At 73.0% G+C, this 15,859-nt stretch carries 16 protein-coding genes; 9 read left to right on the forward strand and 7 right to left on the reverse strand.

The genetic code is table 11. From position 1 onward, the window contains the following. A partial coding sequence (locus ACFWBN_RS13760) for a transposase (RefSeq protein WP_385175634.1) occupies positions 1 to 414 on the forward strand: 414 nt, incomplete at its 5' end. A 159-nt stretch (positions 415 to 573) separates the two neighbouring features. On the opposite strand, the gene ACFWBN_RS13765 is transcribed toward ACFWBN_RS13760, so the two are convergent. Together ACFWBN_RS13765 and ACFWBN_RS13770 are read right to left on the reverse strand one after the other, a co-directional pair. Next, positions 574 to 822, reverse strand: a complete 249-nt coding sequence (locus ACFWBN_RS13765; RefSeq protein WP_385175637.1) for a DUF6296 family protein — start codon at positions 820 to 822, stop codon at positions 574 to 576. 96 nt (positions 823 to 918) lie between these two features. Further along, positions 919 to 1,539: an L-threonylcarbamoyladenylate synthase gene (locus ACFWBN_RS13770; RefSeq protein ID WP_385175640.1), complete on the reverse strand. Its 621-nt coding sequence runs from the start codon at positions 1,537 to 1,539 to the stop codon at positions 919 to 921. A gap of 445 nt (positions 1,540 to 1,984) precedes the next feature. Here ACFWBN_RS13770 and fusA point away from each other — a divergent pair, with 445 nt between their 5' ends. After that, the gene (fusA, locus tag ACFWBN_RS13775) at positions 1,985 to 4,057 is read left to right on the forward strand and encodes an elongation factor G (protein WP_385175643.1); all 2,073 of its coding nucleotides are present in this window, start codon (positions 1,985 to 1,987) and stop codon (positions 4,055 to 4,057) included. A 56-nt stretch (positions 4,058 to 4,113) separates the two neighbouring features. On the opposite strand, the gene ACFWBN_RS13780 is transcribed toward fusA, so the two are convergent. Further along, positions 4,114 to 4,911 carry an NAD(P)H-dependent oxidoreductase gene (locus tag ACFWBN_RS13780; protein WP_385175646.1) on the reverse strand — a complete coding sequence of 266 codons (798 nt, stop codon included), beginning with the start codon at positions 4,909 to 4,911 and terminating at the stop codon, positions 4,114 to 4,116. Between the two features lie 97 nt (positions 4,912 to 5,008). On the opposite strand from ACFWBN_RS13780, the gene ACFWBN_RS13785 reads away from it, so the two are divergent. Then, on the forward strand, positions 5,009 to 5,953 hold the full coding sequence (locus tag ACFWBN_RS13785; protein ID WP_385175650.1) for a helix-turn-helix transcriptional regulator: 945 nt from the start codon (positions 5,009 to 5,011) through the stop codon (positions 5,951 to 5,953). A gap of 54 nt (positions 5,954 to 6,007) precedes the next feature. Here ACFWBN_RS13785 and ACFWBN_RS13790 read toward each other — a convergent pair whose 3' ends face one another. Both ACFWBN_RS13790 and ACFWBN_RS13795 read right to left on the reverse strand, forming a co-directional pair. Next, positions 6,008 to 7,075 (reverse strand): amidohydrolase family protein, encoded by a 1,068-nt coding sequence (locus tag ACFWBN_RS13790; protein WP_385175653.1) that lies wholly within the window; start codon positions 7,073 to 7,075, stop codon positions 6,008 to 6,010. Positions 7,076 to 7,103: 28 nt separating this feature from the next. Further along, complete coding sequence (locus tag ACFWBN_RS13795; RefSeq protein WP_385175656.1) at positions 7,104 to 8,411, reverse strand: cytochrome P450; 1,308 nt, start codon at positions 8,409 to 8,411, stop codon at positions 7,104 to 7,106. Positions 8,412 to 8,605: 194 nt separating this feature from the next. On the opposite strand from ACFWBN_RS13795, the gene ACFWBN_RS13800 reads away from it, so the two are divergent. From ACFWBN_RS13800 to ACFWBN_RS13825, 6 genes are all read left to right on the forward strand, one after another. Continuing rightward, positions 8,606 to 9,160 (forward strand): hypothetical protein, encoded by a 555-nt coding sequence (locus ACFWBN_RS13800; RefSeq protein WP_385175658.1) that lies wholly within the window; start codon positions 8,606 to 8,608, stop codon positions 9,158 to 9,160. 84 nt (positions 9,161 to 9,244) lie between these two features. After that, on the forward strand, positions 9,245 to 10,129 hold the full coding sequence (locus ACFWBN_RS13805; protein ID WP_385176156.1) for an aminoglycoside phosphotransferase family protein: 885 nt from the start codon (positions 9,245 to 9,247) through the stop codon (positions 10,127 to 10,129). 137 nt (positions 10,130 to 10,266) lie between these two features. Then, positions 10,267 to 11,040: a polysaccharide deacetylase family protein gene (locus ACFWBN_RS13810; RefSeq protein ID WP_385175661.1), complete on the forward strand. Its 774-nt coding sequence runs from the start codon at positions 10,267 to 10,269 to the stop codon at positions 11,038 to 11,040. A gap of 17 nt (positions 11,041 to 11,057) precedes the next feature. Further along, positions 11,058 to 12,005, forward strand: a complete 948-nt coding sequence (locus tag ACFWBN_RS13815; RefSeq protein ID WP_385175664.1) for a DUF5996 family protein — start codon at positions 11,058 to 11,060, stop codon at positions 12,003 to 12,005. Positions 12,006 to 12,045: 40 nt separating this feature from the next. Then, a complete protein-coding gene (locus ACFWBN_RS13820; protein WP_385175667.1) occupies positions 12,046 to 12,711 on the forward strand; it encodes an MSMEG_1061 family FMN-dependent PPOX-type flavoprotein in 666 nt (221 codons plus the stop codon). Between the two features lie 35 nt (positions 12,712 to 12,746). Further along, positions 12,747 to 13,691, forward strand: a complete 945-nt coding sequence (locus tag ACFWBN_RS13825) for a TAXI family TRAP transporter solute-binding subunit (RefSeq protein ID WP_385175670.1) — start codon at positions 12,747 to 12,749, stop codon at positions 13,689 to 13,691. A gap of 3 nt (positions 13,692 to 13,694) precedes the next feature. On the opposite strand, the gene ACFWBN_RS13830 is transcribed toward ACFWBN_RS13825, so the two are convergent. Next, positions 13,695 to 15,122 (reverse strand): ATP-binding protein, encoded by a 1,428-nt coding sequence (locus ACFWBN_RS13830; RefSeq protein WP_385175673.1) that lies wholly within the window; start codon positions 15,120 to 15,122, stop codon positions 13,695 to 13,697. After that, entirely contained in the window at positions 15,119 to 15,838 is a 720-nt protein-coding gene (locus tag ACFWBN_RS13835; RefSeq protein ID WP_385175676.1) for a response regulator transcription factor, read from the reverse strand. Before ACFWBN_RS13835 ends, ACFWBN_RS13830 begins: the two co-directional genes overlap by 4 nt. Positions 15,839 to 15,859: the final 21 nt, after the last annotated feature.

Consider the following 15,859-nt stretch of genomic DNA (forward strand, 5'->3'; position numbering starts at 1 on the left):
CGCGGGGACAGCCCGATGTTCATCCCGCTCATGCAGGCCCTGAACGTGGCCCGCCGCGGGCCCGGTCGCCCCCGCACCCGGCCGGACCGGGCCCGCGGCGACAAGGCGTACTCCAGCCGCGCCAACCGCACCTACCTGCGCAAACGCGGGATCAAGGCAACGATCGCCCAGCCGGACGACCAGCGCGCGAAGCGCCGCAGGCGCGGCCGGGCCGGCGGCCGCCCGCCGGCCTTCGACCGCGAGCAGTACCGCCAGCGCAACACCGTCGAACGCTGCATCGGGAAACTGAAACAGCACCGGGCCGTCGCAACCAGGTACGACAAACGCGACTACATCTTCAACGGCACCCTGGCCACAGCAGCCATCGTGATCTGGCTCCGCGACCTCATCAAAGAGCCATCAGACACTGCCTAGCCGTCTCTTCCGGATCTGGCCTGACCCGCGCCGCCCGGCACCGCACCTCGCCGCGTTGTCGAGGCGCCCAAGTACGTCCAGTACTCGGGAGCCTCTCCGCCTTGCGATGCACGGCACCGGACGACGCGGGCTTAACCGGCAAGATCCGAAAGAGACGACCTAGTGCGCGGGGCGGCGCGCCCGGACTGGTCGGGGCAGGGCCTGATGGGCGCCCGAGGCCAGTATCCGGACCTCGCCCTGGTCGCTGATCTCGGCTCGGATGATGCCGGTCTCATCGGCGTAGACGGGATGGCCGCCCGGGCCCGCCTGCTCGGTGCGGGAGACGACGACGGTGTCGGCGGCCTCCGCCCCCATCTCACCGCCCTCGAACACCAGCTCGTAGCGATCCTCGCCGTCTTCGCCCACCACGTACCTCCTGGTCCCCGCTGTCGCGTACCAACGTGCCCCATGGGCGCCGATGGCGAGCCGCACCACGCGGCACCGGGGTCCGACCGGGGTACGCGACTACTCGAACCGAGCGGTGTCGCCGGCTCCCCGGCGTACGATCTCGGCCTCGCCGCTGGAGAAGTCGATGACGGTGGTCGGCCTGGTGCCGCAGTCGCCCGAGTCCAGGACGACGTCCACCAGGTGTTCGAGCCGTTCCTTGATTTCCCAGCCCTGCGTCATCGGCTCTTCCTCGTCCGGCAGCAGCAGGGTGCTGGAGAGCAGCGGCTCACCGAGCTCGGCCAGCAGGGCCTGGGTGACCACGTGGTCGGGGATCCGGACGCCGACCGTCTTCTTCTTCGGGTGCTGCAGCTGGCGCGGCACCTCCGAGGTGGCCTTGAGGATGAAGGTGTAGGGGCCCGGAGTCGCCGCCTTGATCGCGCGGAACACGTCGTTGTCGACGATCGCGAACTGACCCAGCTGCGCGAAGTTCTGGCACACGAGGGTGAAGTGGTGACGGTCGTCGAGCTCGCGGATCGACCGGATCCGGCTGATGCCCTCGCGGTTGCCCACCTGGCACCCCAGGGCGAAGCAGGAGTCCGTCGGGTACGCGATCAGCCCGCCGGAGCGGATGCTGTCCGTCACGTTGCCGATGGTGCGGGGCTGGGGATTCTCAGGATGAACATCGAAGTACTTCGCCATTCGCCGAGACTACGGGATCGGGCCGCCGGCCCGAACGATCCGGCCCGTTCGAACTGCCCGCCGAAAATAATCCCGTGCCCCGGACCGGCTCCGCTCCCTAGACTCGCCACACGCGCTGCCGACAGGGCACCGCGTCCCATGCGGAGTTGACGAAGAGAAGGGGAGCCAGGCCATGTGCACCGACCGCACCATCGCCTTCGTTCCCCCGTCCCGGTACGACGTGATCCCGGTGTCTCGCGGCGAGCGGTGCCGGCTGCGCGGCCGTCACCGTATGCCCCTGACGCACTTCTAGGTTCCGTTCCGTCCCTCCCGCTCCGTGTACGCCGCCGCCCGCCCGGGCCTTCCCCCGGGCCGGGCCGCGCGCCGCCGGACCGGTGACACGGGCGGGCCCGCCGTCCGGGAATCGCGCTGCCCTCTTCACTCGGCATTCGAAAGGCCTCGGGCCATGCGCACCAACGAGCGACCGCTCGCCACCCCTTCCCTCACCGCCGTCCGCAACCTGGGCATCCTCGCCCACGTCGACGCCGGCAAGACCACCATCACCGAACGCATCCTCTTCGCCACCGGTGCCATCCACAAACGCGGCGAGGTCCACGAGGGAACGACCGTCACCGACTACGACGCCCAGGAACGCGACCGCGGCATCACCATCTTCGCCGCGGCCGTCAGCTGCACCTGGGGCGGACACCGGGTCAACCTCATCGACACCCCCGGCCACGTGGACTTCTCCGACGAGGTCGAGCGGTCCCTGCGGGTGCTGGACGGGGCGGTCGCGGTGTTCGACGCCGTCGCCGGCGTCGAGCCGCAGAGCGAATCGGTGTGGAGGCAGGCCGACCGGCACGGAGTCCCGCGGATCGCGTTCGTCAACAAGCTCGACCGGGCGGGCGCCGACCTCGACACGGCCGTCGCGTCCATCCGGCAGCGCCTGGGCGCCGTCCCGCTGGTGGTCCAGCTGCCCATCGGGCGGGAGGACGGCTTCACCGGCGTCGTCGACCTGCTGCGGATGCGCGCGCTGATCTGGCACCCCGGCTCCGACACGTACGAGGAGGGGCCGGTCCCCGAGCCGCTGCGCGAGGAAGCGGACCGCCGGCGCCGGCTCCTGGAGGAGACGGTGGCCGAACTCCACCCCGACGCACTGGAGGAGTTCTGCGCGGCGTCCGCACTGACCGGGCCGACCCTGGCCCGGGCCCTGCGGGAGCTGACCCTCGCCGGGCACGGCGTGGTGGTGCTGTGCGGCTCCGCGTACCGCAACCGCGGTATCGAGCCGCTGCTGGACGCCGTCCTGGCGTACCTGCCCTCGCCCGCCGACATGCCTCCCGTACGGGGGACCGTGGACGGCGGGGAGCAGGAGCGCGCCCCCGACCCGGCAGGACCGTTCACCGGTCTGGCCTTCAAGGTGACGGCGACGCCGACGGGGCGGCTCACCTACCTGCGCGTGTACGCGGGCACCCTGCGCAAGGGCGCGTCCGTACTCGACGCCGGTACGGGCCGCACCGAGCGGGTCGGCCGGATCCTGCGGGTCCAGGCCGACCGGCACGAGGAACGGGAGGAGGCGGTCGCCGGTGACATCGTCGCCGTGATCGGTCTCAAGGCCGCCCGGGCGGGCACGACCCTGTGCGCGCCCGGTGCCCCGCTGGTCCTCGAACCGCCGTCCGTGGCCGAACCGGTCGTATCGGTGGCGGTCGAGGCCCGCCGCAGCATCGACACGGGCCGCCTCTCGACCGCGCTGGCGCGGCTCGCCGAGGAGGATCCCTCCCTGGCGGTGCGCTCCGACGCGGAAACCGGCCAGACCGTGCTGTCCGGGATGGGCGAACTCCATCTGGAGGTCGCGGTGGAGAAGATCCGCCGGGGCCACGGGGTGGAGGTCGTCGTCGGCCGGCCGCAGGTCTCCTACCGGGAGACCGTCGTACGTGGGGTGACCGGCCTGGTCTACCGGCACGTCAAACAGGACGGCGGCGCGGGCCAGTTCGCGCACGTCGTGCTCGATGTCGAGCCACTGGAGGAGGTGGGATTCGAGTTCCGCTCGGCGGTCGTCGGCGGGCGCGTGCCGCAGGAGTACGCGCGCGCCGTGGAGGCCGGCTGCCGGGACGCCCTCGCCGAGGGACCCCTGGCCGGCTTCCCGGTGACCGGGCTGCGCGTCACGCTCACCGACGGGGCGACCCACTCCAAGGACTCCTCGGAGATGGCGTTCCGCGCGGCGGGCCGGTTCGCGCTGCGCGAGGCGCTGCGTGCGAGCACGGTGGAGCTGCTGGAACCGGTGGTGGAGGTCACGGTGACCGTTCCGGAGGACGGCGTCGGGGGAGTCCTGGGCGACCTCGCGGCCCGCCGCGGCCGGGTCTCCGGCTCCACGACCGAGTCCGGAACCGCGGTGATCACGGCCGCCGTGCCGCTGGCCGAACTCTTCGGCTACGCGTCCCGGTTGCGCGGCCGCACCCAGGGCCGCGGCACCTTCACCACCCGGCCGGCGCCCCTCGCGGCGGTACCGCAGTCGATCGCGGCCGCGCTCCTGCAGCGGTAGCCGACAGCGCCCCCGTCCGCCCCGCCCCACCAGGGCGGGGCGGACGGGGGTGTGCCTCAGCCGCGCGGGCGGACGTGCATCTCCAGGCCGCTCACGCCCGGTGCCTCCACGTCCGGCAGCAGCCGCATGTCGCGGCCGTAGTCGCCGCCGACGAGCGACCGGAAGGGGACCGGCTCGTCCGTGAACAGCCCGTCGAGCCGTCGCCCGTACTCCCGCACGGCCACCGCGTACCGCTCCTCGGGCAGGTCGTTCGCCTCGCTCACCGCGAACGGTTCGAGCGCCTCCATCCCGGTGAACCAGAACAGGCCGTGCTGGAGCGGATGGAGGACGTCCGCCAGCGCCCCGTGGATGCCCCGGTCGGAGAACGCCGACCCCCGGGCCCCCACGGTGACCGACACCAGCGCACGCCGCCCCGCCAGGGCGGAGCCCTCGCCGTAGGGCGGGGGCACGGCCGGGCCGTAGCCGAACCCGCTGGTGAACACCCGGTCGATCCAGCCCTTCAGGATGGCCGGGGTCGAGAACCACCACATCGGGAACTGCAGGATCACCGCGTCCGACCAGCGCAGCTTCTCCTGCTCCGCCGCGACGTCGGGCGACAGGCGCTCCGCCAGCGTGGCCCGCTCGGAGGCGGCCATCACGTTCAGCCGCTCGTCCCCGGGGTGGTCGGGGAAGTCGTCGGCGTCCACCGTCGCCTTCCACTTCATCGCGTAGAGGTCGGAGACGCGCACCTCGTGACCTGCCGCACGCAGGTGCTCGACCGCGAAGCCGGTCAGAGCGGTGTTGAGCGAACGGGGGTCGGGGTGGGCGCTGACGACGAGGATCTTCTTGGGCTGCCGCGGCGTGGTTTCGTTCATGGCCCCACGCTCTCCCGGGCGCGCCCGGTCAGCCAGCACCCTGTTCAACCGTGGAACGGTGGTCCTGGTACCGCGAGGGCCACCCATACTGGATCACATGGACGGCGTGGACCAGATGGAACGTATCGAAGACAACAGGGCGGACGCGGACCGGACCGACGCCGGCAGAAGCGAGGGGACCGGCGGGACCGGGGACACCCGGCGGGCGCTCGGCGGCTTCCTGCGCGCCCGCCGGGGGCGGGTCACGCCCGAGAACGTCGGGCTCACCGGCGGCAGCCGTCGGCGGGTACGCGGGCTGCGCCGCGAGGAGCTGGCCCAGCTCGCCGGAATCAGCGTGGACTACTACCAGCGCCTCGAACAGGGCCGGGCCACCCAGCCGTCCCCCGAGGTGCTCGACGCGCTCGCCCGGGCACTCGGCCTCGACGCGGCGGAGCGCGGGCACCTCGCCACCCTGGCCGCCGGAGACCGTCGCGGTCCCGCGCCCAGAGCCAGGGTCAGCCCGCTGCTGCAACGGCTCCTGGACTCCCTGACCCACTTCCCGGTCTTCGCGACGAACCACCGCCTGGACGTGGTGGCGTGGAACCCCCTGGGCGCCGAACTGCTCGGCGGCCTGGCCGAGTCGGGCGGCCGCGACAGGAACAACGCCGGGTTCCTCTTCCTCGACCCCGCGTCCCGTCTCGTCCACCCCGACTGGCAGGACAGGGCGGCGGAGGCGGTGGGCCAGCTGCGGGTGTCCGCGGGGCGCTACCCCGACGACGCGGAACTGTCCGGGCTCATCGGCGAACTCTCCGCGCGCAGTGCCGAGTTCCGGCGGATCTGGGACTCCGGCGAGGTCGTGATGTGCGCGGCGGGCCGCAAACGGCTGCGGCACCCGGAGGCCGGGCTGCTCACCCTGGACTTCGAGACCCTGCACGTCCCCGCCTCGCCCGGCGAGACGGGCCTGGTGGTCCACGTGTTCAGTGCCGACGAGGGCACACCGGAGGCCGCAGCCCTCGCCCGGCTCGCCACGGCCGTAGCCGGACGGACCTCGGCGGGCCGATGAGGTGACCCGGTCGGTCGGTCCGGCCGGCAGCCGTGCTGCCGGCCGGACCGCGGGTCAGACGGTCGCCAACTGCGGGATCAGGCGCAGGGCGTTGTCGTGGTAGACCCCCTGGAGCTGCTCCGCCGTGAAGGCCGGGTCGGCGTCGAGGGCGGGCAGCGCCAGGTCCGTGACCGTATCGGCGGGGGCGGCCGGCCAGTCGGTGCCGAACAGGACGTGGTCGGCCGGAACATGGGTGAGGAGGGTCGCCGCGGCCGCCATGGGGCCGGCCGTGTCGTAGTAGAAGCGGTGCAGGTGGTCGCGGACGGCGGCCGGGTCGATCGGCGGGTCGCAGAACCGCCCCAGGGCCTCCATGCGCGTGGCGATGTACGGCAGGAAACCGCCCGCGTGCGGCAGGATCACCGAGATGTCCGGGAAGCGGTCCAGCGTCCTCTTGCTGATCATGTTCACGGCGGCCCGCGTGGTGTCCAGCAGGAAGTCGCACATGAAGTTCGGAATCCCGGGAACCGTCGCCGCGCCGGGCGGACCGCCCGGGAGGTTGTGCGGATGGGTGTCGACGACGGCGGACAGCTCGTTCAGCTCGTGGAACACGCGGTCGTAGGACGGGTCGCCGAGGTACACGCCCCCGTAGTTGGCCGTCACGTTCACACCGACGGCACCGAGCTGCCCGAGCCCGCGCCGCACGGCCCAGGAGGACGCGTCGAGGTCGTCCAGGAACAGCGGCACGTAGAACGCGAACCGTCCCGGATGAGAGGCCGCCACCTCGATCATCGACTGCAGGGTGATGTTGACGGCTTCGCGCAGCTGAGCCGACGAACGGTAGCGCGCCGGCAGCATCGGCTTGAGGACGGCCGTCGAGATACCGGCCCGGTCCATGAAGCCGACCGAGGCCTCGACGTCGAGCCGTGCCCACGGCGGCAGTTGCTGCGGCGTGATCAGCTCGTGCCGTTCGGCCCACTCGCGCCATTCCGGGGCGCAGAAGTGATGGTGCATGTCGATCTTCGACTGGGCCGCGTGCCGTTCGGCGGGTTCCGGAGCGGAGTCCTCCCGCGCCAAGGAGATCTGCGGCTCGTCCTCCGGTGTTCCCAGGAGGCTCAGTCTGGAGATATGCGAAGGGTCCGGCATGCCAAATCCACCGTCCGTCGGGTCTGGTTTACTTTCCGGTTGCCACGGAGGCCATGGGCGAGAGATCGTCGTCCGGACGCGAGGGGTCCAGGACGAGCCGGAGCTGCTCGAGACCCCGGAACGCCGCCACCGGCCCCTTCAGCCACGCGCCCTTGCTCTCCTCCGCGTCCGCGAGCTCCATCTTCGGGAATTCCCGCAGGAGACAGGAGAGCGCGATCTCGAGTTCGAGGCGCGCGAGCGGCGCCCCCAGGCAGTAGTGCGTCCCGTGTCCGAAGCCCAGGTGCATCCCGTGGAGGCCCTCGCGCGTCACGTCCAGGACGTCGGGGGAGTCGAACTTCTCCGGGTCCCGGTTCGCCGAGGAAATGGCGATCTGCACGAGCGAGCCCCGGGGGATCACCGTCCCGCGGATGTCGGCGTCCTCGGCCGCGTACCGGAAGGTCGACGTCTCCACCGATCCCTCGAACCGTACGAGTTCCTCTACGGCCCGAGGAATCAGCAGGGGGTCCCGCCGGATCATCTCCAGCTGATCGGGGTGCAGGAGCAGATCGAGGACGGAATTGCCGATCTGGTAGGCGGTGGTCTTGTGCCCGGCGAAGAACAGCACCCACAGGGACGAGACCAGATCCGCGTCGTCCAGACCCTCCTCACCCTGGATCAGGTCGCTGAGGAAGCAGTCCGACGGGTGCTCGCGCGTGTACGAGATGAGCCGCGCCAGCCGGCCCTGGAGCCACTCCTGGGCCGCCTGGAGCTCCGCCCGCATCCGTGGGTCGAACCTGGCGCGCGTCACCACCGAGAACTGCCCCAGGATCTCGGGCCGGTCCTCCTCCGGGATGTCCATGAGTTCGCACAGGACCGCGATGGGCAGCGGGAAGGCGAACGACGACATCAGGTCGACCGAGTTGGCCTTCGCGCATTCCCGCAGCAGGCCCTCGGCGATCTCGGTGACGCGCGGCCGCATCGCCTCCACCCGGCGGGGCGTGAAGGCGCTGCGCAGGGTGCGGCGCAGCCGCGTGTGCCGGGGCGGGTCCGAGAACAGCACGTTGTCGTCGAGCGCGTCGAAGAAGCTGCCGTACACGGCGTGGTACGTCTCCAGGGCCCCGCGCATGTTCTTGCTGAAGCGGGGGTCCGACAGCGCGTCCCGGGCGTCGTCGTAGCGGGTGATGAGATAGGTGTCGACCCCGTGCCGGGGCGTCAGCGGGCACACCGGGGCCTGCTCGCGCAGTGCGGCGTAGACGGGGTGCGGGCACGCCCGGTATTCCGGCGCGCCGGCGGCCACCGCCGCAACGATCTCGTGCAGCGCTGGGCCGCCGCTCGGTGCCGGCTTTTCCTGCGTCATGTTCCGCACCCTCCGTGGCACTCGGACACTCGCGGTCTGCGGACACACCGGTTCCCTGGCAGGGCCGAACGCGAAACCACCCCTGGCTCGATCGAGTGAGCCCGCGTCCGCCGTCCGGTCCGGCCGTGTGGCGGGCCCCGCGGGGCGGGGGACAGGCTGCTGGTGCCGCAGCACCCGCCGCAAGGAGTCAGCGCATGGTCCGCACTCTCGCCCTGGTCCTCACGACAGCCGCCTCGCTCGCCCTGGCCCCCGCCCTCCCCGCCGCCGCCCACGGCGACCCCGGCAGGGCCGCCGCCGACCGGGCCCTCACCTACCGGGCCACCGCCAGGTACCAGCAGCACGACAACGCCGTGCGGGACGGCTACGTACCGGACAAGTACTGCGTCACCGACCGGGCGACGGGATCGGGCTCGCTCGGCTACCCGCACTTCAACCACGCCTACGACAACTCCCTCGACCCCGCCAAGCCCGCCGCCCTGTACTACGAGGACGACGGACAGGGCGGCAAACGCCTCGTCGGGGTCCAGTGGCTGGTCTACGACCGCGACCAGAAGCTGGAGACGGACGACGACCGGCCCTCCCTGTTCGGCGTCCCCTTCAAGGGCCCGCGGCCGGGCAACTTCCGCGGCCAGCCGATCCACTACGCCCTGCACCTGTGGCTCTGGAAGAAGAACCCCCGGGGTCTGTTCGAGACGTACAACCCGGCGGTGACCTGCCTCCCCGGCACCACCCGCCCTCCCGCGGCGTAGGCCCGCAGGGGAGGGCCGTCCGGAAAACGGGTTGACGCCGGTCGGTGTCCGCCGGTCGGATGGCGGCCCGTGAGCACAGCACAGATGCACCCGGACGAGCACCCCGTGGACGACGACCTCGTACGGCGGCTGGTCGCCGGTCAGTTCCCGCAGTGGGCGGGGCTGGCGGTGGAGCGGTTCCCGTCCGGAGGCACGGTCAACGGCATGTACCGGCTGGGCGACGGCATGGTCGTACGGCTGCCGTTGGTGGCGGGCGGGGCACCGGACGTGCTGCTGGAGCAGGACTGGCTGCCCCGCCTCGCGACCCGGCTGCCCACGGCCATCCCCGACGTCCTCGGGGCCGGCGAGCCCGCCGAGGGGTATCCGTGGCCCTGGTCGGTGTACCGGTGGCTGGCGGGGGACAACCCCGAAGCGGGAGCGTTGAGCGAGCCTGTGCCGCTGGCCCAGGACCTGGCCCGCTTCGTGGCGGCGATGCGGGGCATCACCCTGCCGGGGGCGCCGCGGGCCCACCGGGGCGGGCCGCTCGCCACGCTCGACGCCGCGACCCGGGCGGCGATCGGGGCACTGCGCGAGATCCCCGAGGAGGGCGTCGACTGCGATGCCGCGAGCGCCGTATGGGAGGACGCACTGCGCGCCCCGGCCTGGGACGGGCCGCCGGTGTGGCTGCACGCCGATCTGATGCCGGGCAACCTGCTGGTGCACGCAGGCAGGCTGACCTCGGTCATCGACTTCGGCTGCACGGGCGTGGGCGATCCGGCCTGCGACCTGTTCCCGGCGTGGAACCTGCTGCCCGCCGATGCACGGAAGGTCTTCCGCGAGGCGCTCGACGTGGACGACGCGACCTGGACCCGCGGCCGCGCCCGGACCCTCTCACAGGCGCTGATCGCGCTGCCGTACTACCGGAAGACGAACCCGTCGATGGCGCGCAACGCCCGGCACGTGATCCGGGAAGTGCTCGCGGACCGCTGAGCCGCGCAAGCCGGTCCGACGCCCTCTCCCGGCTGTCACCCAACTGCACGGCGCGGGCTCCGTGTGCTGCCAGGACCGCACCCGCATAGTCGTGGCGGGCCCGCGACCGCGGAGCCGCGGCGGAGGGAGTGACGGTGGTGGATGTCGGACGTCGCACGGCGATGGCGGGGCTGCTGGCCCTGGGGCTCACCCCCTGCGGCGGCGCCGCGGCGGCCCCGCGGCGCGCCGACCGGCCGCCGGCCGCGTCGGGGCCGAAGGACGGTCCGCGCCCGCCCGCGTCGCTCCTCGGCACCGAGATCCGCCGGCTGCCGACCTCCCGGAACGTCATCGCGCTGACCTTCAACGCCGCGTGGGACGAGAGCGGTATCGACACCGTCCTCGCCGAGCTGCGGCGGCGGAAGCTGCCCGCCACCTTCTTCCCGACGGGACAGTTCGCCGAGGCCCACCCCGCGGCCCTGCGTACCATCGCGGCCGCGCACGGCCTCGGCAACCACTCCTACAGCCACCCCTACTTCGACGACCTCGACACCGAGGAACGGGCCGAAGAGGTACGCCGCGCCGACGCCGCGATCCGTACGGCCTCCGGCGCCGAGCCCCTGCCGTTCTTCCGCTTCCCCTACAGCGCCGCGAGCGACGATTCCATCGCCGACGTCAACGACCTCGGCTACGCGGTCATCGAGTTCAGCGCCGACACCAACGGCTACCTCGGCCCGGACGGCGGCGTGACGGTGGACGTCGCCGTCCGCCGGGCCGTCGACGCCTTCGGCCCCGGCGCGATCATCCAGATGCACGTGGGCGGCAACGGGGACGGCATCGTCACCGATGCCGAAGCCCTTCCCCGGATCATCGACGCGGCCCTGACGGCCGGCTACGAGATCATCGACCTCCGCCGGTTCCTCACCGCCGGCTAGAGCGGGAAGGCGACGCGATGGAACCGTTCCCGCCGATCCCCCTGGCCGAGTGGCGGGACACCAAGGAGACCCTGCACCGCTTCACGCAGCTGGTCGGCAAGATCCGCCTCGCGGCGAGCGTCCGGCGCAACCATTGGTGGAACGTCACCTTCCATCTGACCGGGCGCGGGATCACCACCCGGCCGATGGGGCAGGTGGACGGCAATCCGGTCTTCACCATCGACTTCGATTTCGTCGACCACCGGCTGGTCGTCGCGAGGCTGGACGGCCGCTCGGTGTCCTTCCCGCTGGTGGGGCAGTCCGTGGCCTCCTTCCACCGTGAGACCTTCGCCGCGCTGGCCGCCCTGGGCGTCAGCGTGGACCTTCCCGTTCCGCGCCCGTACGACCTCCCCGATACCGCCCGGCCGTTCGCCGAGGACACCGAGCACGCCGTCTACGACCCCGTGCACGCCAACCGCTACTGGCAGGTCCTGAGCCGGGTGGCGCTGGTACTGGAGGAGTTCGCGGCGGGATTCTCGGGGAAGGCCAGCCCCGTGCACCACTTCTGGCACAGCCTGGACATCGCCCACACCCGGTTCTCCGAGCGCCACATCGACCAGCCGGCCGACGTGGACCCGGTGACCCGGGAGGCGTACTCCCGCGAACTCATCAGCTTCGGGTTCTGGTTCGGCGACGCCACCTTCGGCGAGCCGGCGTTCTACTCCTACACCGCCCCCGAGCCCCCGGCGCTGGCCGAGGAGCCGCTCACCCCGGAGCCGGCGCGCTGGATCGCCTACCACGGCAGCCACCTGGCCGTGCTGCCCTACGCCGCGGCCCGCGCCGCGAGCGATCCGCGCGCCGCCGTACTCGGCTTCTACGAGAGCGCGTACCGGGCCGGGGCCGCACGCGCCGGCTGGGACACGGACGGGCTCGACTGCCCGGGCGGCATCACCGACCCGCGGCTCCTGTCGCCCCACGACGCCTGACCCTCGAACCCGCTCCGGACGTCGTATAGATTGCGTGCACGTGACAGCCACCTCGCTGCCGAACGGCCGCATATTCGAAGCTCTGCAGTCCACCGCCGTCCAGAACACGGCCCGGCTGCGCGAACTCTACGAGGACCCCAGCGAGCTGGTCCGGCGCAAGGCCGTGGACCGGATCCACGACGTCGCCCGCGCCGTCATCGGGCGCTCCTCGCTGGTCTTCATCGCCAGCGCCGGTGCCGACGGCAGCTGCGACGTGACGCCCCGGGGCGGTCCCGCCGGGTTCGTGTCCGTCCTGGACGAGTTCACCCTCGCCATCCCCGACGCCACCGGCAACAAGCGGCTGGACAGCGCCCACAACATCGTCGAGACGGGCCGGGCCGGTCTGATCTTCGTCATCCCCGGCAGGGCGACCACCCTGCGGGTGAACGGCAAGGCCTGCGTCTCGGGCGACCCGCGCCTGCTGGAGCAGCTCCAAGCGGTCGGCAAGCCGCCGCGCAGCGCCATCGTCGTGCAGGTCGAGGAGGCCTACCAGCACTGCCCGAAGGCCTTCCTGCGCAGCAACGCGTGGAAGCCGGAGCAGTGGCTCGCCGAGGACGCCGTCCCGAGCTCCGCCGAGGTCACCCTCGCCCACCTCGACCTGCCCGGCCTGACGCTGGAGCAGATCCGGGAGCAGGAACGCGAGTCGCTGCTCCACCGCTACGAGTGACCGTGGCCGGCGCAGGGTTGAGCCGCCGCCGGGCGATGGGGACCGGACTCGGCGCCGTCGGCGCGGCCGCCGCGGCACTGGCCGGATGCTCGGCCGACTCCGGCCCGGTGCGCCGCCTCCGGCTCGCCACGGGGCCGGAGGGCGGCCCGTACAACGCCTTCGGGCAGGCCCTGGCCCAGGCCGTCGCCGCGACCGGCGCCCGGCTGGAGATCGTTCCGGTGAGCACCGCGGCCAGCGTGAACAACCTGCAGAAGCTGGACGACGGCTCCGTCGAGCTGGCGGTGGCCATGGCGGACGTCGCGGAGGACGCGGTGCTGGGCCGGGAGTCGTTCTCCCGGCCGGCCGCCGTGACGGCACTGGCCCGGGTCTACGTGAACTACACCCATCTCCTCGTCCCGGCGGCCGGTCCGGTGCGATCGATGGGCGATCTCGCCGGCCGTCCGGTCGCGGCCGGAGCGGCCGGGTCCGGCGTCCAGGTGGTGGCGGGCCGGGTGCTGCGCGCGGCCGGCCTGAGCACCGGGCCCGCACCGGCGCGGGAGCGCCAACTGGGGCTCGCCGCATCGGTACGGGCCCTGCGCGAGGGCACCGTCGACGCCCTGTTCTGGTCCGGAGGCGTGCCCACACCGGCGCTCTCCGGGCTGGCGGCCGAGCTGCCCCTGCGGTTCCTGCCGCTGGACGGCCATGTCGGGGCGCTACGGGAACAGCACGGCCCCGTCTACACGGCGGTCACCCTCCCGGCCGGCGTGTACGGGCTCACGGAGCCGGTGGGAACCATCGGGGTCGGCAACTACCTCCTGGCCCGTGGCGACGTACCTGCCGGAGTCGTGCGCACCCTGCTCCAGGTGGTGTTCGACCGCTGGCGCGACCTGCTGCGGGAGGTGACGGCGGGGGCACGGCTGGAGCCCCGGTTCGCCATCTCGACCGGGAAGGTGCCGCTCCACCCGGGCGCGGTCACCTACTACCGCTCGGTGTACGGCTGAGCGTCAAGGCGCGGGCGGGGGCGACAGCGGCAGCCGGAGCTCGACGACCAGGCCGTGGGGAGCATTGCCGGCGACATCGAGCCGGCCGCCGCTGATCCGGGCGATCTCGTCGGCGATGGCCAGGCCCAGCCCGCTGCCGCGCACGTTCTGGTGCTCGGGGGAGCGCGCGAAACGCCGTAGCAGCAGCCCCAATTGGTCCTCCCGTACTCCCGGGCCGTCGTCGGCGACCCGTACGACGGCCCACCCGTCCGCGCCGCGCGTGGCGCTCACCTCGACACGGCCGCCGCGCGGCACGAACTTGACGGCGTTGTCCAGGAGCGCGTCGAGGATCCGGCCGGCCGCGTCCGGCAGGGCGCGTGCCCGCAGCTCCTCCTGCGCGGGGCCGGTGGACGCGGGGTCCCTGGCCGGTGCCAGTTCCAGACCGGCGTCGCGGAAGACCGGGGTCCAGGCCCTCACCCGTTCCCGTACCGCCCGCGCCACGTCCTGGTCCCCCGGCTCCGCCGCGCCGGACTCCACCCGTGCCAGGGCCAGCAGGCCGTCGAGCAGCTCCTCCAGGCGCTCCGCCTCGTCCAGGGCGCGGGTGTGCTCGGCCCGGCCGGGTCCGGGGGCGACGTACGGTTCCACGTTCTCCAGCTGGAGCACCAGGGTGGCGAGCGGATTGCGCAGCTGGTGGGAGGCGTCGGCGACGAAATCGCGCTGGCGGCCGATGGAGTCGGACACGGCCTCCGCCATGGTGTTGAAGTGCTGCCGCAGATGGCGCAGTTCCGGCGGTCCGGCGCCGGAGACGGCCCGCGCCTGGAGGCTGCCGGCGGTCAGCCCCTCCACCGCCCGGTCCAGGTCGAGGAGCGGACGCATCAGCCAGCGCGAGATCCCCGCCGCGACCAGGGCCGCCGCCGCGAAGGCGGCCAGCGCGCCGGCGGCGATGAGCGACCAGCGGACCGTCACGTCCCGGCGGGCGGCCCCGGTGGGCACGGCCATCAGCACCGCCCCGCTGACGCGCTCGTCCCGGCCCACCGGCTCCGCGAGCACGACGGTCGCGGGGCCCCAGGGCCGAAGGGTGGGCAGCCGGTCGGTGGAGCGTCCGGTGAGGGCCCGGCGCAGCGAATCCGCGGCTTCGGAGGCGGTCTTCGAGGCCGGCTGGGCGTCGGGCCCCGTTCCGGCCCGTGCGACCGTCGCGCCCGCCGTGTCGACGACGACCACCCCGGCTCCGTACAGCTGGGCGTACCGGCCGATCTCGGCGGACAGCTCCGACCGGTCGGCGTCGGTGCGCATGCGGTCGGCGAGATCGGCGAACCGCACCGCCTCCGAGCGCCGCTGGAGGAGCAGGTGCTCGGTCCGCCCCCGCGCGTAGGCGTCGGCCAGCGGCAGGCAGAGCAGCAGTGCCGCGGCCCCCATGAGCACCATCAGCACGGCCAGGAGCCTGCGCCTCACGGCGCGCCGTCCCGGTCGTCGCGCGGGGCGGGGCAGCCGAGCTGGTATCCGAACCCGCGGACGGTGCGCACCAGGCCGGAGCGGCCGGTCTTGGCGCGGATGCCCGCCACATGGACGTCCAGCGAGCGGGACGCGGCGAGGAAGGCGTCGCCCCAGATCCGGTCCAGGATCTCCTCGCGGGAATGCACCTCGTCGGGGCGGGCGGCCAGGACGGCGAGCACATCGAACTCGCGGCGGGTCAGCCGGACTTCGCCGCCCGCCACGGTCACCGTCCGGCCCGCCAGGTCCACCTCGACGTCCCCGGCACGGACGGGCGGCCGGTGCCCGCCGTCCGGGAGGGCGGCGCCGGAACGGCCGGACGGGCTGTCCGTCCGGCGGCGTACGGTGTCGATACGGGCCATCAACTCGGCCATCCGGAACGGCTTGACGACGTAGTCGTCGGCGCCCGCCCGCAGCGCCGGCACGATGTCGCGCTCCTCGCAGCGCGCGGTCACCACGATCAGCGGTGCGTCGCAGACGGTCCGCAGCCGCCGCAGCAGCTCGATCCCGTCCAGGTCGGGCAGGCCGAGATCGAGCAGGACGAACTCGGCCTCGCGGACGTACCGCAGGGCGTCCAGGGCCCGGGCGACCCGGCGGACGGTGTGCCCGCGCTGGGCCAGGGCGGTGCCGAGCGCCTGGGCCATGCGGTCGTCGTCCTCGACGAGAAGGGCGTGCATGGGCAGCCTCCTCGCGACTCC

The sequence above is a fragment of the Streptomyces sp. NPDC059989 genome, assembly GCF_042736975.1.
Taxonomy (GTDB): Bacteria; Actinomycetota; Actinomycetes; order Streptomycetales; family Streptomycetaceae; genus Streptomyces.